Consider the following 22237-nt stretch of genomic DNA (forward strand, 5'->3'; position numbering starts at 1 on the left):
GAAGCCCGTCACATGCGGGTGACGGGCTTCGGCCATTCAACTACCGCACTGCGCGCTTACTGCGTGGCGAGAATGCTCACACCGCTGTAAGCCGCCTCGCCCACCACCTTGATGTAGTAGGTGCCGGCAGTCGGTGCCGTCACCCGCACCGTTTCCGAGGTGCCCGGGCGGGTCGAGCGCGCATCGTTGTCGGTGGCACTCGGCTCGCGGCCCTTGGCCAGGTAGACCGACACGTTGCCGGTGCCACCATAGGTGATGACGCTGAGCTGCTTGCCTGCCGCGGCTTCGAAGCTGTAAAGCACGCTGCTGCCGGCGGCACCACTCAACCCGCCGATGGCCACCTTGTTGGTCAGCGGCTTCGCCACCGGCCCGCAGTTCTCGGTGCACGGCTCTTCCAGGGCCTTGTCCAGCGCGGCCTTGGCATCGACGATGCCGGTACCGATCGGGGTGGCGGACGGAATGCTGACCGGGAACGGACGTGCCGTTTCCTTCAGCAGGGTACGCATGCCCGCCGGCGCGAGCGGGTCGCGGTTGGCGGCGATCAGCGCGCTCTGCACCAGCGCGGCGACGGCAGCCACATGTGGCGCCGCCATCGACGTGCCGGCCTTGCCGCCAAGGGTGTAACCCTCGGTGGAACCGGCTGCCGGCGGCGACGTCTTGCTGCTGGACACCGCCTGCCAGACATAGCCGTTCGGATTGCCGTCGGTGACGCCACCGCCCGGGCCGGACAGATCGATGCGGGTACCGAAGTTGGAGTAGTAGGCCATGGCGCCTGTGATGCCGGTAGCGCCGACCGAGACCACGCCATCGCAGTTGGCCGGGCGGGCGTTGGCGACATTCATCGAGTCGTTGCCGGCTGCCACCACCACCAGGGTACCGCGGTTGGTGGCACCGGTGATGGCCGCCTGGTAGGCCGGATCGCAGCTGCCGGAGCCGCCCAGGCTCATGTTGATGATCTCGGCCGGATTCTGGTTGGCAGGGATGCCGGCCACGGTACCGCCCGAGGCCCAGGTGATGGCGTCGGTGATGTCCGACAGGGTGCCACCGCAGTAGCCGAGCACGCGCACCGGCAACACCTTGGCCTTGTAGGCCAGGCCGGCGGTATGCAGGCCGTTGTTGGTGGCCTCGGCGATGGTGCCGGTCACATGGGTACCGTGCCAGCTGCTGTCGCGTACCGGCGAACCGTCGTAGCAGGCATTGGCGGTGGGCATCCAGTCACCGTAGTCGAGTGCACCCGGCACGCGGCCATCGGCGGCACGACGCGAGCGGCTGGCCTGGCTGATGAAGTCGTAGCCCTCCAGCAGGGTGCCGGCGGCGAAATCCGGGTGCTCGGGCAGGATGCCGGTATCGAGCACGGCCACCACGATGCCCTCGCCCTGCGAGACGTCCCATGCGGCCGGTGCGTTCACGCCACCGACCGGGTTGTGGAAGTGCCAGTTGTGGCTCTGGTAGTACGGATCGTTGGGCACGAAGCTGGGCGACGCATCGGACTTCGCGACGGCGTCCGCACGCGGCGACGACGCGGCATCGATCGGATACATGATGGCGTCGGCCACCGCATATTCGACGGTCGGGTCAGCCTTCAGTTCGCCCAGCACCTTGTCCAGTTCGGCGCGCGCGATCCCTCCCTGCAGGCGGATCAGATCGGCACCGATGCCCAGCTTGCGGGCCACCTGCGGGCGCAGCGCGGCACTGCGCGCAGCCGCGTTGGTACCTGCCGGCACGGCGCGGGCGATGGCCGAGTTGACCACGGCCAGCTTGGCGTTCGCATCGGCAGCTGCGGCGCTGCCAGCGCGGTACTTCACGATGATGCCATCCACCTGCTGCGTCTTCGGGCCGGACAACGGCGCATTTGCTTTCAGGTCGGCGGCCTGTGCCAGGCCAACACCGGTCAGCGACAGCACGGCGGCTGCCAACACATTGATGCGAAGGTTCTGCTTCTTGATCACGTCGAATTCCTCTTCTGGGTCATGGATCGAACCAACACTGCGGCCATCATTCCTTGACGACTCCCGGCCGGCCCAGCCGGGATTGCCGTGACCTCCCCCCAGGCCCTCGTTGCAGGTGCTGCGCCGGCGTGGGTGGCCGCCGGCGCGATGGAGTGGCTTACCAGCCGAAGCCGGCACCGACGCCGACCGAGCTGTCGTCGCTGCTGAAGGCGCCGCCGAACGTCACCGTGGCGCGATCGCTGATCGCACGCTGGTAACCCAGCGACAGTGCCGATTCACCGCCCTGGAAGCCGATGCCGACGCCGACCCGGTTCTGGGTACGGATGCCGGCAGCACTGGTGGCCATGTTGAGCATCGCCGCGCTCATCGCGCCCTGGCGGTCGATGCGGCGATCCATGTGGCGCAGGCGTCCGTCGATCTCGCCCTTGAACACATCGAAGCTGTCGGCGACGGCCTGGACGCGGCTGTCGGTATAGCTGTTGGCGGTAGCCATGCCACGATCGAGCTGGCCCTTGTTGACCGCATCGGTGGCGGCGGTACCGGCCGCCACGTTGGTGACTTGGCGTTCGTTGCCTTCGCTGCCCACCGACACCGTGTTGGCACGATCAGCAACCGAGCCCTGGCCCAGCGCCACCGCGTTCGCAGCGGTGGCATTGGCACCTTGGCCGATTGCGGTGGACGAGGCGCCGCTGGCCACTGCGCCGTCGCCCATGGCGACCGCGTTGAGGCCCGATGCCGGGGTGCCCACCGGGATGCCCGCGCCCGCCGCCGCAGCGGTCGGCGTGCCCTGCACGCGTGCGCTGCTGGCCGGTGCTGCATCGGCCGCCGCCGGTGCTTCGGCAACGCTGGCCAGTGCGCTTTCATCCAAGGAGGCACTCATTGCGCGCAGGCTGGCAGCACCTGCACGCGTGCCACCTGCAGTACGGCGGTCAATCTCACTGACCTTGCGGTCCAGCGCACCCAATGCATCGCCGACGTTGCTGTAGGTGGCGCCCTGGATCACATAGTTCGGTGCCACGAATACGCCCTGCATGCCGACGCTGGCACCGCCGCCGAGGAAGCTGGCGGCATCGCTGAGCGATTGGAACAGCTGGCCGCCATTGATCGCCTGGCGGCTGCCGGCGGCGATGCTGCCGGCACCGACATTGTCGATGGTGGTGCCCTGGAAGCCGGACAGGGTCAGGCGGTCACGACTGGCGTCGTCGTAGCCGACCGCACTGGCCGCCGTGGTCTCCACCGTGGCGATGCGTGAATCGAAATCGCCGACGCGGGTTTCCACTGCGCCCACGCGCTGATTGGTGACATTGAGCTGGGAACCGGTCACCGCGTCACTGCTGCCGGCAGCGATGCGGCCATCAGCCACGTTGACGATGCGGCGGGTGGCCGGGCCATCGGTGGGGTTGCCACTGCCCACCGACACAACATTGGCATCCAGCGCACGCGCTCCAGCACCGATTGCAACCGAGTTGACGCCGACCGCACCCGCACCGGCGCCAACGGCCAGTGCGCCGGAGGCAGACACCGTGGCATTGGCACCCAGCGCGATGCTGCGTGCGCCCGCCGCATTGGCCACCGAGCCCATCGCTACCGAATCGGTACCGATGGCGTTCGCGGTTCCCGTGCCATTGGCGCGGAAATATCGGTTGGTGGTGTTGGCGGTGAACGCAACGGCGTCCAGCTGCCCGCGATTCACTGCGTCATTGATTTCGGTACCGTTGGCGACATTGGTGACCTGCCGGTTGTTGACGGCACTGCCGACGGACACGGTATTGGCACGATCGGCCACCGAGCCTCCACCCAGTGCGACACTGCCGGCAGCCGAAGCGTTGGCACTGACACCCACCGCCGTGGCATTCAAACCGGTGGCCTTGCTGCCGTAACCGACCGCGGTACCCAGGCGGCCGCTGGCTTCGGCATAGCTGCCCAGCGCCGAAGCGCCATCGGCCGAGGCACTGGCGCGGAAACCACTGGCCTGCGACTGCGTGCCGGTAGCCGTGGCCTGCGCACCGTTGGCCGTGCTGTAGGGGCCCTTGGCCTGGGCCCCGGCGCCAGTGGCGCTGGCGCCGGTTTCACTGGCGCTGGCGCCGCTGCCCAGCGCAACGCTGTCGACACCACTGGCCTGCGCAGCATTGCCCAGTGCGGCAGCGTTGTTGCCGGTGGCCAGTGCATCGAAGCCAACCGCCGTGGCGTTGGTGGCCATGGCGTTGGCGCCGCTGCCCAGCGCGGTCGCACCGTTGCCGATCGCATTGGCCGCATTGCCGGCCGCCAGCGCATTTTCGCCATCGACCAGTGCACCGGCCTCGCCATCGGCATTGCCGCTGGCCTGGAACTGCCGGCTGGTCTTGTCGGCGACACTGGCAACGGCGTCGAGCTGGCCCTTGTTCACCGCATCGGTGGCTTCGGTACCGGCTGCAACGTGGGTGACCTGGCGTTCGCTGCCGGCCTTGCCAACGGCCACCGTGTTGTCGCGGTCAGCCTTGGAACCGGCACCGAGCGCAACGCTGTTGCTGCCATTGGCGGTGGCATTGGCACCGAGCGCCGTGGCGTTGCTGCCTGCCGACCAGGCATTCCAGCCGATGGCGGTAGCGTAATCCTCGGTGGCCCATGCACCGGCACCGAATGCTGCCGCACCGGTGCCACTGGCGCGCGACGGAATCAGGCCGAAGAAGGTGCTGCCGCCGATCGCCACGCTTTCCGCACCGCTGGCTTCACTCGACTGACCCACCGCAACCGCGCCGGTGCCCGCCGCCGCGGCCCCGAAGCCCACCGCCGTGGTGTTGGCACCGCTGGCAGCCGAGCCGTAGCCGAGTGCGGTGCCAAGGCGACCGGTTGCTTCGGCATAGCCACCCACCGCTGTGGTGCCATCGGCGGAGGCCGCGCTGCGGAAGCCGCTGGCAAGGGACTGTGCGCCACTGGCGTTGGATTCGGTACCGTTGGCGGTGCTGTAGACACCGCTTGCCTGTGCACGCGCGCCCGCCGCGCTTGTCCCCACTTCGCTGGCGCTGGCACCGCTGCCCAGGGCCAGGCTGTCCTCGCCGGTGGCCTGTGCGGTGTTGCCCAGTGCCGCCGCGTTGGTGCCGGTCGCCAGCGCATCGATGCCGACGGCGGTGGCGTTGGCCGCCAGCGCATTGGCACCACTGCCAAGCGCAGTGGCACCGTTGCCGATCGCGTTGGCCGCATCACCTGCTGCCAGCGCATTGTCACCCTCCACCAGCGCGCCGGTTTCACCATCGGCATTGCCACTGGCCTGGAACTGCCTGCTGGTCTTCTCCGCAGCGGCGGCTACGGCATCGAGCTGGTTCTTGTTGACCGCATCGTTGCCCTGCGTGCCATCGGCCACGTTGGTGATCTGGCGGGTGTTGCCGCCGCCGCCCACCGATACGGTGTTGTCGCGGTCCGCAATCGAATCCGCACCGAGCGCCACGCTGTTGGCCGCGCGCGATTCCGCCGCATTGCCCAGCGCGGTGCTGTTGATGCCCCCCGACCAGGCGCCACCGCCCACCGCCGTGGAGTAGTTGCCCGAGGCTTCGGTCGCCAGCACGCCGAACAGCGAGCCGCCGACGGCGACGCTGTTGGTGCCGGTGGCCAGGCTGCCCTGGCCGGTGGCGGTGCTGTAGGCGCCGGACGCTTGCGAATCACCGCCCAGGGCCACGCTGTTGGAACCCGAGGCGTTGGCGAAGTTGCCGAAGGCGGTGGCATTGAAGGCCGAGGCCTGTGCGTAGCCGCCGATGGCGGTGCTGTAACCACCGGTGGCTTCGGCACCGATACCGAACGCTGCCGCAGCCGTGCCGCTGGCCACGCTCTCGCTGCCGACCGCGGTGGCACCACTGCCACTGGCGTTGCTGAAGTAGCCCACGGCTACGGCTTCTTCGCCGGAGGCTTCGGACAAGGCACCGCTGGCGGTGCTGCCCGCGCCGCTGGCGATGCTGGCCGCGCCGAACGCTGCACTCTGCTCACCGCTGGCTTCGCTTTCCGCACCCTGCGCGGTGGCGTATTCGCCGGTGGCCTGTGCATTGGCGCCTACGGCACTGGCATTGGCGGCGGTCGCCAGCGCGTTGAAGCCGATCGCCTGCGCGTTGCCGGCCAGCGCATTGGCACCGCTGCCAAGCGCGGTGGCACCATTGCCGATGGCGTTGGCTGCATCACCTGCGGCCAGTGCGTTGTCGCCCTCCACCAGCGCACCCGCCACATCGTCGCCGTTGCCGCTGGCCTGGAAGAAGCGGCTGGTGGTTGCTGCGGTACTTGCCACCGCATCCAGCTGTGCCTTGTTCACCGCATCGGTGGCCTGGGTACCGGCGGCGACGTTGGTGACCTGGCGCTCGTTGCCGCTGCTGCCCACCGACACCGTGCGTGCGCGGTTGGCGACCGAGCCCGCGCCGAGTGCGACGGCGTTGCTGGCACTGGCATTGCTGCCCGCACCCAGCGCGATCGCACTTTCGCCGCCGGCCACCGTGTTGGTGCCGATGGCGATGCTGTTGACGCTGTTGCCCAGCGCCTGGAAGCCCAGCGCCACGCTGTTGTCGCCATAGCCGAAGGCACCACGGCCGACTGCGGTGGCGCTGGTTCCGTTGGCCCAACTGTTGTAACCGATCGACGTGGCGCCAGCGCCGCTGGCCCACGCCGCGTTGCCGAACGCCGAGGCATTGGTGGCGGTCGCCCACGCACCGGAACCAAAGGCGCTGGCGCCGCTGGCGGTGGCCCAGCTGTAGCCGCCCACCGCGGTACTGTCATCGCTGCTGGCAAACGCACTGTCACCCACCGCCACCGCATACGCGCCGGTGGCGCGCGACTTGCCGCCGGCGGCGAAGCTGTTGTCACCACTGGCCTTGGCCGCATTGCCGAAGGCGCTGCTGGCTGCACCGCTGGCCTGCGCAGCGCTGCCGACCGCCGTGGCATCGGCCACGGCCGTGGTACCCACCTGCTGCGCCTTGCCATCTGCACCGATGATGGGTTGGTTGAACTCGTCGTAGGCCTGGCCCAGGCCACCGATGGCGACACCGCCATTGCCGGTGGCCGTGCTGTTGCGGCCCACCGCCACGCTGTCATCGCCGATGGCCGACGCGGCCGCGCCATGTGCAACCGCGCCGGTACCGATCGCATTGCTCGACGAACCGGCCGCGATGGCACCCTCGCCTTCCGCCAGCGCACCGGCATCACTGCCAGCTTCAGGCTGGGCCTGGAAGAAGCGCGCGGTGCTGTCGGCGGTGCTGGCCACCGCATCCAGCTGCGCCTTGTTCACCGCATCAGTGGCTTCACTGCCGGCTGCAACGCTGGTGATCTGCCGCTCGTTGCCGGCACTGCCGACGGCCACGCTGTTGGCACGCACCGCTTCGGAGTTCGCGCCCAGCGCGACGCTGTTGGCGCCGCGTGCCGTAGCGTAATAGCCCACTGCGGTGCTCTGCGCACCACTGGCCCAGGTCTGCGCGCCAAGCGCGCTGGCGTTCTCGCCCGGCGCATAGGCGAAGTAGCCCACCGCGGTGGCTTCGGCGCCGGAGGCTTCGCTGAGGCTGCCGTTGGCCACGGCACGGTCGCCGCTGGCGATGGCGCCGGCACCCACCGCGGTCGCGGCTTCACCACTGGCCTGTGTCTGTACGAAGAAGCCCAGGCCGGGAATCAGGTCGGCCGGGCCACCAATGGCGACGCTGCTGGTGCCCGTGGCATTGCTCTGCGTACCCAATGCCGTGGAGTAATCACCGATGGCATTGGAGACCGCACCGAACGCCGACGCCTGCGCGCCGGACGCATAGGCCCCCACGCCATAGGACGACGCGGCAAAACCGCTGGCATCGGCGCTGGCGCCGACGGCCGTGCCACCCACGCCGGCACTGGTGGCGCCGGTGACCACCGGCACGCCACCACTGGTGATCAGCGGGTTGCCGTTGGCATCCACCGCAGCGCCACCGACGGCCACGCTGCCCGGTCCGTTGGCCTGCGCGTTGTTGCCGAATGCCGCGCTGTTCTGGCCCGAGGCCAGCGCGTTGTTGCCCACCGCAGTCGCGTTCTGCGCAACGGCAGTGGCACCGGCACCGACCGCCGTGGTGCCAGTGCCGATGGCATTGGCGGCCTCGCCTGCGGCCAGCGCGTCGTCACCTTCAGCCAGCGCACCGGCATCGCTGTTGCTGCTGCCGGTGGCCTGGAAGCGCTTGGCGGTGGCATCGGCCACTGCGGCAACATCCTTCAACTGGCCAACGTTGACCGCATCGGTATCTTCGGTGCCGGCGGCAACGCTGGTGATCTGGCGGGTCAGGCCATATCCGGCGGCACCGACGGACACGGTATCGACACGGTCAGCCAGCGAACCGGCGCCCAACGCCACGCTGCCGGTAGCGACCGCGGCCGAATTGGAGCCCAGCGCGGTGCTGTATTCACCGACGGCCGTGCTGAACGCACCTACTGCAATCGAGGCTTCGTTGGCAGCCGTGGCGCCGCGGCCCAATGCGGTACTGCCGGGGCCCATCGCTACGGCACCGCCACCGACGGCGGTCGCGCCATCGGCGGTGGCTTCGGACAGTGCACCCAGTGCCGTTGCTGCACCGTTTTCGCTGGCGGCGTACGCGCTGGCACCGACGGCGGTATCGCCAAGGCCGAAGGCTGCTGCGCTTTGCCCGACCACCACGCTGGCATCGCCGATCGCCAGCGCGCCCTGGCCGAATGCGCTGGCGCCGATGCCTGCGGCAATGGCCTGGGTACCGATGGCAGTGGTGGCGTTGGCCAGCGACTGCGCACCGGCACCGGCGGACAGTGCGCCTTCACCCTCGATCTTCGCCGCGTCGCTGTCATCGCCTGCGCCGTCGGCCTTGAAGTACCGGTTGCCGTCGGCGGCTACGTCGGCCAGCGCGGCCTGCGTGGCGCGCGCCTGCGCGTCCAGCTGCGCCTTGTTCACTGCGTCGGTCGCCTGCGTGCCTGCGGCGACATTGGTGACCTGCCGTTCCTTGCCGGCATCGCCGACGGAGACGGTGTTGGCACGCGTGGCTTTGGAGCCGGCGCCCAGCGCCACGCTGTTGGCCGCACTGGCACTGCTGTTGCTGCCGATCGCCACCGCATTGCTGCCCTTGGCCGTGGCCGAGCCTTCGATCAGGCACTTTTCGAGCAGCTTGCCGCTGAATGCCACGCAGGTGGCGCTACCGCCGATCTGCACCGACTGTGCGGTGGCAGAGCCACTCATGCCCAATCCCAATACCAGGCCCAGTGCCACCGCCAGCAGTGCGGGCGTGGCCTGTGTCGCATCGCGGCGCTGGTCGACGACCCCACCGCTGCTGCTGTCGGAGGAAGCCAGTTCCGAGGCCACCACCAACTGACCCAATGCTTTGTTCCAGACCTTGCGATAAATCCGATTCATCGGTACGGCTCCTGATTGGACTGGTTTTGGGCAAAGCAACGCCACCGCTGGGCTTTCCGGCCCAACGTCCCCTGGGGGCGTTTATTCGCGTGATTTACTGCGGGGTATTGCCGAACGGCGCGCAGCGACAGAAAACCGAGCGCGTGCGCCAACCGGTTACTGCGAAATGAATGATTCTGAAACGGGGTTCAAGTGTTAACGGCAACTTTGCAGATCGTCAAGACTTTGACACGACAAATCCTATTGCCGTGAAGCAGTTCACTCTTTTCCCTGTTTATGAAAGGATTTTGTTAGCGGCGCGTGACGCAACCCTGTCGCCTGAAAATCCATGTAACTCGCGGGTGCATCAGGATTTTCACACGCGCAAAGAAAAAACCCGCCGATCAACGGCGGGTTTTTCCATACGCAACGGCATTGAAGCCTGCGCGGTGTGGTGCGATCAGCCGCACCACACCCGCGCGTTGCGGAACATGCGCATCCACGGCGAATCACCCTGCCACTCGGCCGGGGCCCAGCTCATGTTGAGCGCGCGCGGGGTGCGTTCCGGGTGCGGCATCATGATGGTCACGCGGCCGTCGCTGCTGGTCAGGCCGGTGATGCCGTCCGGCGAACCGTTCGGATTCAGCGGGTACTGGCTGGCCACGTTGCCGTGGCCATCGATATAGCGCAGCGAAACACGGGCCGCGGCCTGGTCGACCGCGTTGTCGAACACCGCCTGGCCTTCGCCATGCGCCACTGCTACCTGCAGGCGCGAACCGGCCATGCCACGCAGCAGGATCGACGGAGATTCCACCACTTCCAGCAGCGCGGTACGGGCTTCGAACTGCTCGCTGGCATTGCGGCGGAACTGCGGCCAGTGTTCGGCACCGGGAATGATGTCCTTCAGCTGGCTCATCATCTGGCAGCCGTTGCACACGCCCAGGGCGAAGCTGTCCTCGCGCGCGAAGAACGCGGCGAAGGCATCACGCAGCGCGCTGCGCTCCAGGATCGAGGTGGCCCAGCCACGGCCAGCGCCAAGCACGTCGCCGTAACTGAAGCCGCCGCAGGCGACCAGGCCGGTGAAGTCCTGCAGGGCGACGCGGCCTTCGATCAGGTCGCTCATGTGCACATCGAAGGGCCGGAAGCCGGCACGTTCGAAGATGTTCGCCATTTCGATCTGGCCGTTGACGCCCTGCTCGCGCAGCACGGCCACGCGCGGACGCGCACCGGTGCTGATGAACGGGGCGGCCACGTCTTCATTGATGTCGAAGCTGAGCTTGGGCTTCAGGCCCGGTGCGTTGAAGGCACGGGCGATCTCACGCTCGGCGTCGGCGTTGGCCGGGTTGTCGCGGCGCTTCTGCATCGCGTGGGTGACCGACCACCATGCGTCGAACAGCGACTCCCAGCGCCATTCAGCCAGGTTCTCGCCAGCCAGCGACACGCGCACCACCGGTGCGGTGGTCGGCTTGGCGATGCGCTGCGCGCACTCGGTCAGTGCATGGCGCTCGACCAGGTCGGCGAACGCTGCGCGGTCTTCGCGTGCGATCTGCACCACCGCGCCCAGCTCTTCGTTGAACAGGCTGCGGAATGGATCGTCGCCCCAGGCATCGAGGGTGATGTCCAGCCCCAGGCGCGACGTGAAGGCCATTTCGCACAGCGCGGCGAAGGCACCGCCATCGCTGCGGTCGTGGTAGGCCAGCAGCAGGCCGGCCTGGCGCGCATCGCGGATCAGCTCGAAGAAGCCACGCAGGCGCTGCGGGTCGTCCAGATCCGGGGCAGCGCCGGCGAACGCCGGCAGGTCACCGTGGTCGGCATGCACCTGGGCCAGGATGGAACCGCCCAGGCGCTGCTTGCCGGCGCCAAGGCCGATCAGCCACAGCTCGCTTTCCACGTCGCGGTCGAGCAGCGGGGTCAGCTGCTGGCGCACATCGGCGACCGGTGCGAACGCAGAGATCACCAGCGACACCGGCGACACGCTCTTGTGCGCTTGGCCCTGGTCGTGCCACTGCGCCTGCATCGACAGCGAGTCCTTGCCCACCGGAATGCTGATGTCCAGCTGCGGGCACAGTTCCATGCCCACGGCCTTCACCGCGTCGTACAGCAGCGCGTCTTCGCCCGGGTGGCCGGCCGCGGCCATCCAGTTCGCCGACAGTTTGATCTCATCCAGCGCATCGACCGGGGCCGCGCACAGGTTGGTCAACGCTTCGCCCACGGCCATGCGTGCCGAAGCCGCCGCATCGAGCAGGGCCAGCGGGGTGCGCTCGCCGATCGACATCGCCTCGCCGGCCACGCCGTCGAAGTCGGCCACGGTGATGGCCACATCGGCCACCGGCAGCTGCCACGGGCCAACCATCTGTTCGCGTGCGGTCAGACCACCGACGCTGCGGTCACCGATGGTGACCAGGAAGTTCTTCGAGGCCACCGTCGGGTGCGCAAGCACGCGCAGGCCCGCTTCCTGCAGGTCCAGGCCCGCGGTCTTCAGCGCCGGCCAGCGCGGTGCCGGCGGGTGTGCGGTATCGCGGTGCATCTTCGGCGGCTTGCCGAACAGCACGTCCATCGGCAGGTCGATCGGCGCATCGGCCGGGGTGTGGCCCGGCACGGCGCCATAGGCCACCACCAGGTGTTCCTCGGCGGTGGCCACGCCGACCGCAGCGAACGGGCAGCGCTCGCGGGCGCACAGCGCGGCGAACTCGGCCAGGCGCTCCTGGGCGACGCCGAGCACGTAGCGTTCCTGCGATTCGTTGCACCACAGCTGCATCGGCGACAGCGACGGATCATCGGTGGGCACCTTGCCCAGATCGATCACGCCACCGACCTTGGAGTCGTGCAGCAGCTCGGGGATGGCATTGGACAGGCCACCGGCACCGACGTCGTGGAAGAACTTGATCGGGTTGTTGCTGCCCATCGCCACGCAGCGGTCGATGACCTCCTGGCAGCGGCGTTCCATTTCCGGGTTGTCGCGCTGCACGCTGGCGAAATCCAGGTCCTCGGCGCTTTCGCCGGAGGCCACCGAACTGGCGGCACCGCCACCCAGGCCGATCAGCATCGCCGGGCCACCGAGCACGATGACCGCATCACCGGGCTGCAGCTGGATCTTGTCGACCTGGGTACGGTCGATGGCGCCGAGGCCGCCGGCCAGCATGATCGGCTTGTCGTAGGCACGCACCAGGTCGGCACCTTCAGGCAGCTCGAAGCTGCGGAAGTAGCCAAGCAGGTTCGGGCGGCCGAACTCGTTGTTGAACGCGGCGCCGCCGAGCGGACCATCGGTCATGATTTCCAGCGCGGGCGCCATGCGCGGGTTCAGCGCACGCGGCGCTTCCCACGGCTGCGGCAGCTCGGGAATGCGCAGGTGCGAGACCGAGAAACCGGTCAGGCCAGCCTTCGGCTTGCCGCCGCGGCCGGTCGCGCCTTCGTCGCGGATTTCACCACCGGCGCCGGTCGAGGCGCCCGGGAACGGTGCGATGGCGGTCGGATGGTTGTGGGTCTCCACCTTGATCTGGAACGCGCTGGGCACCTGTGGTTCACGACGGTACTCGCCGCTGGCCGGATCCGGGCGGTAGCGCGACGCCGGATGGCCTTCGATCACCGCGGCGTTGTCGCTGTACGCGCTGAGCGTGTGCTGCGGGGTCTGCTGGTGGGTGTTCTTGATCATCCGGAACAGCGAGCGGTCCTGCTCCTGGCCGTCGATGGTCCAGCTGGCGTTGAAGATCTTGTGGCGGCAGTGCTCGGAATTGGCCTGCGCGAACATCATCAGTTCGACGTCCGACGGCGAGCGGCCCAGCGCGGTGAAGCGTTCGCGCAGGTAATCGATCTCGTCCTGGGCCATGGCCAGGCCGAGGCGCTCGTTGGCGGCCTCCAGCTGGTCCACCGGCACGCGTTCCAGTTCGCCACGGGCGGGTGCCGAGAACAGCGCCTGGCCCTGCTGCACGGTCTCCAGCACTGACTGCGTCATCGGGTCGTGCAGCGCCTTGACCAGCGCCTGCTGCACGTCGGCATCGGCCGGCCAGCCCTGCACGTCGATACGCAGGCCCCGCTCGACCCGGCTTACCGGCTGGCCGGCACCGCGCACCAGTTCGGTGGCCTTGCTCGACCACGGCGACAGCGTACCCAGGCGCGGCACCACGATGCGGCTGACCGCGCCGTCGGCCACGGCCTCGGCCTGTGGCGCCGCTTCGAGGATGCGGCACAGGGTGGCGAGGTCGGGAGCGACGCTGCCTTCGGGCTGCACGAAGTAGACGTGCCAGGCACCGCTGATGCGCAGGGAGGGAGCGATGGACTGCAGGCGGGATTCAAGACGTTCGCGGCGGAACGGCGACAGGGCGGGCGCGCCCTCGAGGACCATCATGTCCGGGGAACCGTAGTTGGGAAACGGGCCCGACATTGTACCGGAAGCGGGGGAAGGGCTTTGGCCGGGCGGCGCCCGGCACCCGCCGAAACCAGGCAACGGCCCAAGCAAGAGCAAGAGCTGGCTTCCTGTGGGGTGGCGGGGTGGGTCCGGTGGCGGGGGACGCCGTAAACCCGTCCTTGGGGGCTTGGCCGCGGCATCCATGCCGCGGACACCCCCGTCACCGGACCCACCCCGCCTCCGACAGATTTCCGCGATCTGCGGTAGATCCACGCCATGCGTGGATGCTCCCCGGTAGTGCCGGCCGCTGGCCGGCAACAAGGGAACATCAGAAATCAGGCATTGGAGAGCGCAGCGACCGGCTTCTGCTTTTGATTTTTTGTTCTGCCTTTCGTGGCTGGCTGCGCAGGAACCTGTCCGTGGCCGGGCGGGTGGGCTGCGCAGGGGCGTGAGCCGCATGGATGCGGCGACCGAGCTACATGGACGTACTTGCAGCGTCCCCTGCGCAGCCCACCCGCCCGGCCAACCCCCAGAAATCCGCTGTCAGCGACCCACCCCAGCCACGAGGGGCTCCGCCGATGGCCGCCGACCGCGCCCAGCGCCGCTCTCCATCCGAATCCCGGAACCATGCGCTTGCTCACGGATTGACCACGCGATTGATGACAACGTTGTCCCCACCTGGCGCCGGACTCTCTCCCCGGCCTCCCAGGTACCTCCGTCCGGCCCCACCCGTCGCCTTCCCGGGCGACGCCCGGACCTGCGTCACGCGCGGCGCCATCGGGGCCCGCGCGCCCTTTGATCGGAGACTTACCCATGTACGACCCGATTGTGCGCAGTGCCGAACGTGCGACCCGAAGCTGTCGTCCCCGCCGCCTGGCCTGGCTGCTCGCCGTGGCCGCCGGTGCCGCTGCCCTGCCCGGCCTGGCGCAGGCTGCCAGCTGTGCCGGCGTGGCCCAGTGGGACCAGGCCAAGATCTACCGGGCCGGCGATACCCTGCAGAAAGGAGGCGTCCTCTATCGGGCGAACCAGGACATCTGGAACGCACCGCCGGACCATCCGGCCGGTGCGCCCTACTACACCAACCTCGGCGCCTGTGATGGCAGCGGCGCCAACCAGCCGCCGGTGGTCAGCCTGACCTCGCCGGCCAACGGCGCTACCTTCAGCGCCGGCAGCACGGTCAACGTGACCGCCACCGCCAGTGATCCGGACGGCAGCGTCGCCAAGGTCGAGTTCTTCCGCGATGGCAGCACGCTGGGCGTGGCCACCAGTGCGCCGTATGCGGCCAGCTGGACCAATGCCAGCGCCGGCAGCCACACCCTGCGCGCGGTAGCCACCGACAACAACAACGCCACCAGCAGCACCGCGACCATCACCATCACCGTCAACGCCGCCGGTGGCGATACCACCGCACCGAGCGTGCCGGGCGGACTGGCGGTCGGCACGCGTACCGCCAACAGCATCGCGCTCAGCTGGAGCCCGTCCACCGACAACACCGGTGGCAGCGGCGTGGCCGGCTATGACGTGTACCGCAACGGCAGCCTGGTCGGTTCACCATCCAGTGCCAGCTACGTCGATGGCGGCCTGACTGCATCGACCACCTACCGCTACCGTGTGCGTGCCCGCGACAACGCCGGCAACGCGTCCGCGCAGGGCACCGAGATCAGCGCCACCACGCTGGCCGGTGACGGCGGCACCACCGGCAAGCGGGTCATCGGCTACTTCACCCAGTGGGGCATCTACGGCCGCAACTACCGGGTCAAGAACATCGACAGCAGCGGTTCGGCCGCGCGCCTGACCCACATCAACTACGCCTTCGGCAACGTGCGCAACAACCGCTGCGAAGTGGGCGTCACCCAGCCGTCGGATCCGAACAGCGGTGCCGGTGGTGATGCCTTCGCCGACTACACCAAGGCCTTCAGTGCCGCCGAGAGTGTCAGCGGCAGCGCCGATACCTGGGACCAGCCGCTGCGCGGCAACTGGAACCAGCTCAAGCAGCTCAAGGCCAAGTACCCCGGCATGAAGGTGCTGATCTCGCTGGGTGGCTGGACCTGGTCGCGTGGCTTCTCCAGCGCGGCGCGCCCGGAAAACCGCCAGGCCTTCGTCGCCTCGTGCATCGATGCCTACATCAAGGGCAACCTGCCGGTAACCGACGGTGCCGGTGGTGCCGGTGCCGCGCTGGGCGTGTTCGACGGCATCGACATCGACTGGGAATACCCGGTTGCGTGCGGCATCGAATGCGGCAAGCCGGAAGACAACGCCAACTTCACCGCGCTGATGGCCGAGTTCCGCCGCCAGCTCGATGCAGTGCGTCCGGGCCTGCTGCTGACGGTGGCGGTGGGTGCCGGCATCGACAAGATCCGCGTCACCGACCCGGCCGCGTACCACCCGTACCTGGACTACATCAACGTGATGACCTACGACTTCCACGGCGCGTGGGATGCGAAGACCAATCACCAGTCGGCGCTGTTTGATTCGCCGAATGATCCGTCCACCGGCGACCAGAAGCTGTACAACAGCAACGACGCCATCGAGGCCTTCATCAGCCGTGGCGTGCCTGCCGCCAAGCTCAACCTGGGCATCGGCTACTACGGGCGTGGCTGGACCGGTGTGGCCAACGCCAACAACGGCCTGTACCAGACCGCGACCGGCGCTGCCCCGGGCACGTATGAAGCCGGCATCGAGGACTGGAAGGTGCTGAAGAACCTGGCGTGGCCGGGCTACACCGACAACACCGCCGGTGCCACCTGGATCTACAACGGCAGCACGCTGTGGAGCTTCGACACCCCGGCCAACATCACCCGCAAGATGGGTTACGTGAAGACCCAGGGCCTGGGCGGCGCGTTCGTCTGGGAGTTCAGTGGTGACGATGCACAGGGCACGCTGACCAAGGCGGTCAGTGATGGCCTGAAGTAAGAAAAAAGCCGGGGATGCGGCACGCATCCCCGGCCTCCCACCTGTAGAGGTCGGCGGCGATCAGCGCTTGGCCGACAGCTTTTCCAGCGCCGCGCGCAGCTGCGCCGGCGGCAGGTAGCCCCCCAGCTGGGTGCCGTCCGGCGCGAAGATCGCCGGCGTGCCGTTCACGCCCAGCTGCTGGCCCAGTGCGTACTGCATCGCCACCGGGTTCGTGCAGTTCTTTGCCGGCACGCTGCCACCGCGCTTGGCGTTGGTCAGTGCCTGGCGGCGATCGGCCGCACACCAGACCGAGATCATGTCGGTGTAGTCCTTGCTGCCGAGGCCCATGCGCGGGAATGCCAGATACTCCACCGAGATACCGTTGCGGTTGAGCTCGGCGATGTCCTGGTGCAGCTTGCGGCAGTAGCCGCACTCGATGTCGGTGAACACGCTGATGGTGTACTTGGCATTCGGCGCGGCGAACACGATGCGGTCGCCATGGTTGGCCTTGGCCAGCAGATCGCGACGGTAGCCGAGCAGGCCTTCGCTGTTGGCCGGGCCCTTGGCACGGGTGTCGTAAGGCTGCGACTGGAACAGGTAGCGACCGTCGTCGGACACGTACAGCAGCTGGCCGGAAACGACCACCTCGCGGAAGCCGGGGAACGGCGCGGCACCGATGTAGTCCACCTTGAAACCGGGGTTCAGGGCAGTCAACGCGGCGCGCACGGCCTGGTCGGCAGGCGCGTTGGCGGCCGGGCCGGGCTTGGCAGCAGCGGCAGGCGCCTTGGCGGCTGGCGGGGCCGGCTGGGCGCAGGCAGTCAGGCTGAGCGCACCGAACACGGCGGCGATGGCAAATCGGAGCATGGAGCAGTCCGCGACAGAAGAAGACCCCGGATTCTGACACAGCCACCGGCACCGGGCCGCGACGCCGCGCACCGCCCGGGGCCGGGGTTCAGGACACGGCTCAGCCGCGCGGATGATGCCGGGCGTGCAGTTTCTGCAGGTGCTCGCGCGCCACCAGGGTGTAGATCTGGGTGGTCGACAACGAGCTGTGGCCAAGCAGCATCTGCAGCGCGCGCAGGTCGGCACCGCGGTTGAGCAGATGGGTGGCGAAGCTGTGGCGCAGGCCGTGCGGGCTGATCCGCGCCGGGTCGATGCCGGCCACCTGCGCGTGGCGCTTGACCAGGTGCCAGAACGCCTGCCGGGTCAGCGCATGCAGCGTCGGCTCGACAAACAATGGGGTCTGCCCATCGGCCAGCGCCTGCACCTTGCCCTTGCCGACCAGCAGCGGGCGCGATGCCTGTAGATAGCGCTCCAGCCAGTGCTGCGATTCCTCACCCAGCGGCACCAGCCGTTCCTTGCTGCCCTTGCCGGTGACCCGCAGCACGCCCTGGCGCAGGTTGACCGCGGTGGCCGGCAGCAGCACCAGCTCGCTCACGCGCAGGCCGGCGGCGTACATCAACTCCAGCATGGCGCGGTCGCGCAGGCCCAGCGGGCTGTCGATATCCGGCGCTGCCAACAGCGCGTCGATCTGGCTTTCGGCCAGCGCCCTGGGCAGCAATCGTGGCAGCTTGGGCGGATCCAGCAGCGCGCTGGGGTCCTCGCCGCGTTCGCCACGGCGCACGCCATCGGCGAAGAACGCCCGCAGCGCCGACAGCAACCGCGCATTGCTGCGCGGCGACCAGCCATGACGGGTGCGCCAGGCCAGGTAGTCGAACAACCCCGGGCGCTCGATGCCGGCCAGGCCACCATCGCGCCCATCCATCCAGCGCGCCAGCCCTTCCAGGTCGCGCCGGTAGCTGTCGAGGGTGGCGCGGGCCAGACCGTTCTCGGCCCAGATCGCATCGAGGAAGCGCTGGATGCGCATACTGTCGTCGGCGCGCAGTTCGGGCAGTTGCTGGACCAGCTGGCGGCGTTCGGCGGGGGTGGAAACAAGGGCCATGCGTGCAGGATACGAGGGCCACTGCGGATGCGGCCAGCATTGCGTATGCTCGGCGCATGTCCCGCCCCGCCATTGATACGGCCCCTGCGGCCACTACCGAGCTGCCCCGCCCGCGTGCATTGCTGCTGTGGCGCGTGCTGGCGATGGTCTACGACGCGCTGCCGGTGCTGGCGCTGTGGATGTTGGCCGGCACCCTGTTCACCCTTGCCTACACCTTCAGCGGCCACGCCCAGCGCGAGAACATCGCACCGTTCAGCGCCTGGCAGTGGCTGCTGTGGGCGGTGTGCTGGCTGGTCACGGGGTGGTATGCCACGGCCAGCTGGCGCCGTGGTGGGCAGACGCTGGGCATGCGACCGTGGCGCTTGAAGCTGGAATCGAGTGATGGCGCGCCCCTGCGACGCACGCAGCTTTGGCTGCGCTTCGTGGTGGGCACGCTGTCGCTGCTGCTGGGCGGCCTGGGATTCTGGTGGGCATGGGCTGACCGCCAGCGGCTGACCTGGCACGACCGCGCCAGCGGCACCCGCGTGGTGCGCATGCCCAAGCGCTGATGCGCATCCAGTAGCGTCGAGCCATCCTCGGCAGTTTCGCGATGCACTCGATAGCCGAGCATGGGCTCGGCTCTACACGATCAACGCAGCGATCAGCCGGCTGGCGCCGGGTCCGGCAGGATCACCGCCGGCTGCGTCCAGAGGTCGAAGAAGGCGGACGCAAACGCATTGGCCTGCACATCATCGGCCACCGGCGACTGTCCGCTCAACTGCGCACGGGTCTTTACGAAGTCCTGCCACAGCTTCAGGCTGGCCTTCTTCAGGCGCCTCTGCTCCCCCGCGTCGGTGGCCGCCAGATAGCGCGCATAGAGGTCGCGCATCGGTTTGCCCTGAGCCTCATAGGCCACCGGGAGCGCCGGCAGTTGGGCCGGGGTGAATGCCACCGATGCCGCCGGCACCTGGTAGCCGCCCGGCCCGAAGGCCGCCTTCAGGTCTTCCCCGGCGTCCAGGTACTTGAAGAAGCCGGGCACGTTGTAGAGCTTGGTCCGGTAGTCGGACGAGGTATCCGGGCTGTTGGACACCACCGTATCGGGCAGCTCCCCCATCAGCCCAACGTCCCAACGACGCGGAATGAACATACCGGTCGCCTTCACGTAGGGGCCCTCGATCTCCACGTCGTTCAGTTCGATCTTCGACGCCAGGCCACCGGAGTTGGTCTTGCTGGTGACGTACTGCTCGGTGACGATCACGTACTCGGCCATGGCCGGGTTGATCAACCCACCGATCCCATCGGCGTAGACAACCATGCGTACGCTGCCGATCTTCTCGCTCTGCAGCCGGTACTGGCCCGGCTCCAGGACCAGGGGCATGGAGGTGTGCGGCGGCAGGGTATGCACCTGCTGGTCGACCGACAAGGTCAGCGGTGCATCCGTCGGGTTGTCGATCTCGAAGTCGACGGTGGACCGGCTGCAGCCGGCAGAAAGCAGCACGGCCGCGATGTACGGCAGAAAGCGTTGGAAGCTCATGTTCGTCCTTGAAGTGAAACGGAAACAGCCGGGCCTTGCCCGGCTCCCTGGGAATCAACCCGACTTGCGTCGGAACAGCAATCCCGATATCGCCAGCATCACGATCGGCGGCAACGCATAGGCAATGCGGTAATCGAACTTCAACGCGCCGGCCATGCGGCCGAAGAACAGCTGCAGCAGCCAGAAGCCCAGCGCGAACAGGATGCCGAGGAACAGGCGCTTGCCCATGCCACCACTGCGCAGCGAGCCGAACGCGAACGGCACCGCCGCCAGGCACAGCGCCAGCACGTTCACCGGGTAGAACCAGCGGCTCCAGTACACATCCTCGTAGTCGCGCGCGTCCAGACCGTTGCGCTCGCGGTATTCGATGCTGGTACGCAGCTCGGCCACACTGAGGTTGCGCGGCTTGGCGATGCCGGTGGCCAGCGCGCCGGCGTCCAGCTTGGAGTTCCACGGCTCGCGCGCCACTTCCTCGCGCGTGGCCGAACGTTCACCGAAGGTATCGCGGCGCACGCCGGTCAGCACCCAGCCGTCACGGTCATGCTCGGCCGTGTCCGCATGGGTCAGCGAGGCGATCCGACCATCCTCGGCAATGCGATACAGGCGCACGTCACGCAGGATCAGCCGCGTGCCCTTGTCGCCCACCAGCTGCTCTTCGCCACCGGCGGCGCTGAGGAAGGTATCGCCCTCGCGCGCCCACAAACCGGAATAGCGGGTGGTGGAGATGTCCCGCCCCCATTTGGCACTGGACTTCAGCGCATCGGCACGGTCCTGGCCCCAGGGGCCCAGCGTCTCGGCGCTGAGCACCATCACTGCGGTAAGCAACGACAGGGCGATGGCCACCGATACGCTCAGGCGCTTGCGCGACAGGCCCAGCGCACGCAGCGCGGTCAGCTCGGAGGTCGCGGCCAGCTGGCCCAGGCCCATCAGTGCACCGATCACCGCAGCCGTGGGGAACATGGTGTAGGCACGGCGTGGCACCGTATACAGCACCCAGGCGGCCGCATGCCCCAGGGTGTAGCCGTTCTTGCCGATGTCCTTGAACTCGCCGGAAAACGCCATCACCACGTCCAGGCCCACCAGCACGGCCCAGGTCAGCAGCACCGTGGTGAACACCGACTGGCCGAGATACAGGTCGAAACGCATCGGGCGCAGTCTCATGCGCGGGCTCCCTTCGGGCGGCCCAGGCGGCCATCACGTGCATACATCCAGATCGCCAGCGCCAGCAGCGGCAGGGTCAGCCACCACAGGCCAAGCGCAGGCGGAATCTTGCCGTTGGCGATCCAGCCACTGCCGATGAACATCAGGTTGGTGCCCACCATGTAGGCCATCAGCGCCAGCATCATCCGCCCGTAGCGCTGCTGGCGCGGCGAGCTGCGGCCCAGCGGCACGGTCAGCAGCGCAAACGCCAGCGCGATCAACGGCGGGGCAAGGCGGCGATGCAGCTGTGCCTGCGCCTCGGGCCGGTCATCGCCGAACAGCTGCGTGGTCGGCATCAGTTCCGGATCATCGCCGGTACGGGTCTGCGCACCGTCGGGCAGGGCCACATCGTTGCGGGCGAAGGTGGCCAGACGGTAATCCAGCCCCCCGGCCACCGGTCCTTCCACCTGGTGGCCATCATCCAGCTCCAGGAAGCGCTGGCGGGCGCCTTCGAAGAACATGCGCCCCCCTGCGGCGGACACCACTTCCAGACGATCGTCCTTCTGCCGCTGCAGGAAGACCCGGCCCAGCTGGGTACCATCGGGCGAGATCGAGGACAGGTAGACCACGCCACCATTGGGCAGCTGGGTGAAGCGGCCCGGCTCCAGGCCCGCCATCAGCACGCTTCGATTGGCCTCGATGATCATCTGCTCGGCCACCCGGCCGGCCCACGGGCCCAGCCACAAGGAGCAGGCGCCGACCAGCGCCACCACCGGCACCACCAGCATCAGCAGCGGCCGCAGCAGGCGTTTGGGGCCCACGCCAATGGCAGTGATGACGGCCATTTCCGAGTCGCGGTAGAGACGGGCCACCGCCAGCAGCAGGCCCAGCATCAACGCCAGCGGCAGGATCAGTGGCAGGTAGGCGATGAACTGCAGGCCCAGCTGGGAGAACAGCAGCTTGGCCGGCAGGCGCCCGTCGGCGATGTTGCCGAGGATGTCCACCAGCACGCCGCCCACGCTGACCACCAGCAGGACGATCAGGGTAGCCAGGAAACTCTGGACGAAATCGCCCAGCAGGTATCGGTCGAGCTTCAGCATGGGGCGGTGGTTTAAACTCTGGGGTTCGTTCGCGGTGC

At 68.3% G+C, this 22237-nt stretch carries 10 protein-coding genes; 2 read left to right on the forward strand and 8 right to left on the reverse strand.

What is annotated here, in order from left to right:
- Positions 1-56: 56 nt before the first annotated feature.
- The 3 genes from AC5P5R_RS05195 to purL all read right to left on the reverse strand — a co-directional run bounded on the left by AC5P5R_RS05195 (position 57) and on the right by purL (position 13612).
- Positions 57-1949, reverse strand: coding sequence for a S8 family serine peptidase (locus AC5P5R_RS05195; protein WP_005408023.1), 1893 nt, complete (start codon positions 1947-1949; stop codon positions 57-59).
- 157 nt (positions 1950-2106) lie between these two features.
- Positions 2107-9288, reverse strand: coding sequence for an ESPR-type extended signal peptide-containing protein (locus AC5P5R_RS05200; protein ID WP_100438867.1), 7182 nt, complete (start codon positions 9286-9288; stop codon positions 2107-2109).
- Positions 9289-9727: 439 nt separating this feature from the next.
- Complete coding sequence (gene purL, locus AC5P5R_RS05205) at positions 9728-13612, reverse strand: phosphoribosylformylglycinamidine synthase (protein ID WP_172476226.1); 3885 nt, start codon at positions 13610-13612, stop codon at positions 9728-9730.
- A gap of 813 nt (positions 13613-14425) precedes the next feature.
- Between purL and AC5P5R_RS05210 the strand changes: the two genes are divergently transcribed.
- Positions 14426-16525, forward strand: coding sequence for a glycosyl hydrolase family 18 protein (locus tag AC5P5R_RS05210; protein ID WP_049418527.1), 2100 nt, complete (start codon positions 14426-14428; stop codon positions 16523-16525).
- Positions 16526-16585: 60 nt separating this feature from the next.
- Here AC5P5R_RS05210 and AC5P5R_RS05215 read toward each other — a convergent pair whose 3' ends face one another.
- Together AC5P5R_RS05215 and xerD are read right to left on the reverse strand one after the other, a co-directional pair.
- Positions 16586-17368 carry a DsbC family protein gene (locus tag AC5P5R_RS05215; RefSeq protein ID WP_024958538.1) on the reverse strand — a complete coding sequence of 261 codons (783 nt, stop codon included), beginning with the start codon at positions 17366-17368 and terminating at the stop codon, positions 16586-16588.
- Positions 17369-17468: 100 nt separating this feature from the next.
- Positions 17469-18446, reverse strand: a complete 978-nt coding sequence (gene xerD, locus AC5P5R_RS05220; protein WP_100438864.1) for a site-specific tyrosine recombinase XerD — start codon at positions 18444-18446, stop codon at positions 17469-17471.
- A gap of 56 nt (positions 18447-18502) precedes the next feature.
- Here xerD and AC5P5R_RS05225 point away from each other — a divergent pair, with 56 nt between their 5' ends.
- The gene (locus AC5P5R_RS05225; protein ID WP_032966420.1) at positions 18503-18994 is read left to right on the forward strand and encodes an RDD family protein; all 492 of its coding nucleotides are present in this window, start codon (positions 18503-18505) and stop codon (positions 18992-18994) included.
- Between the two features lie 92 nt (positions 18995-19086).
- Here AC5P5R_RS05225 and AC5P5R_RS05230 read toward each other — a convergent pair whose 3' ends face one another.
- From AC5P5R_RS05230 to lptF, 3 genes are read right to left on the reverse strand one after another with little or no spacing between them, the layout of a single operon-like run.
- A complete protein-coding gene (locus tag AC5P5R_RS05230; protein ID WP_100438863.1) occupies positions 19087-19959 on the reverse strand; it encodes a hypothetical protein in 873 nt (290 codons plus the stop codon).
- A gap of 54 nt (positions 19960-20013) precedes the next feature.
- Positions 20014-21120, reverse strand: coding sequence for an LPS export ABC transporter permease LptG (gene lptG / locus AC5P5R_RS05235; protein WP_005408015.1), 1107 nt, complete (start codon positions 21118-21120; stop codon positions 20014-20016).
- The gene (gene lptF / locus AC5P5R_RS05240; protein ID WP_005408014.1) at positions 21117-22199 is read right to left on the reverse strand and encodes an LPS export ABC transporter permease LptF; all 1083 of its coding nucleotides are present in this window, start codon (positions 22197-22199) and stop codon (positions 21117-21119) included. The genes lptG and lptF overlap by 4 nt, the downstream gene beginning before the upstream one ends.
- Positions 22200-22237: the final 38 nt, after the last annotated feature.

The organism is Stenotrophomonas sp. YJH_SMC_19 (assembly GCF_059367915.1).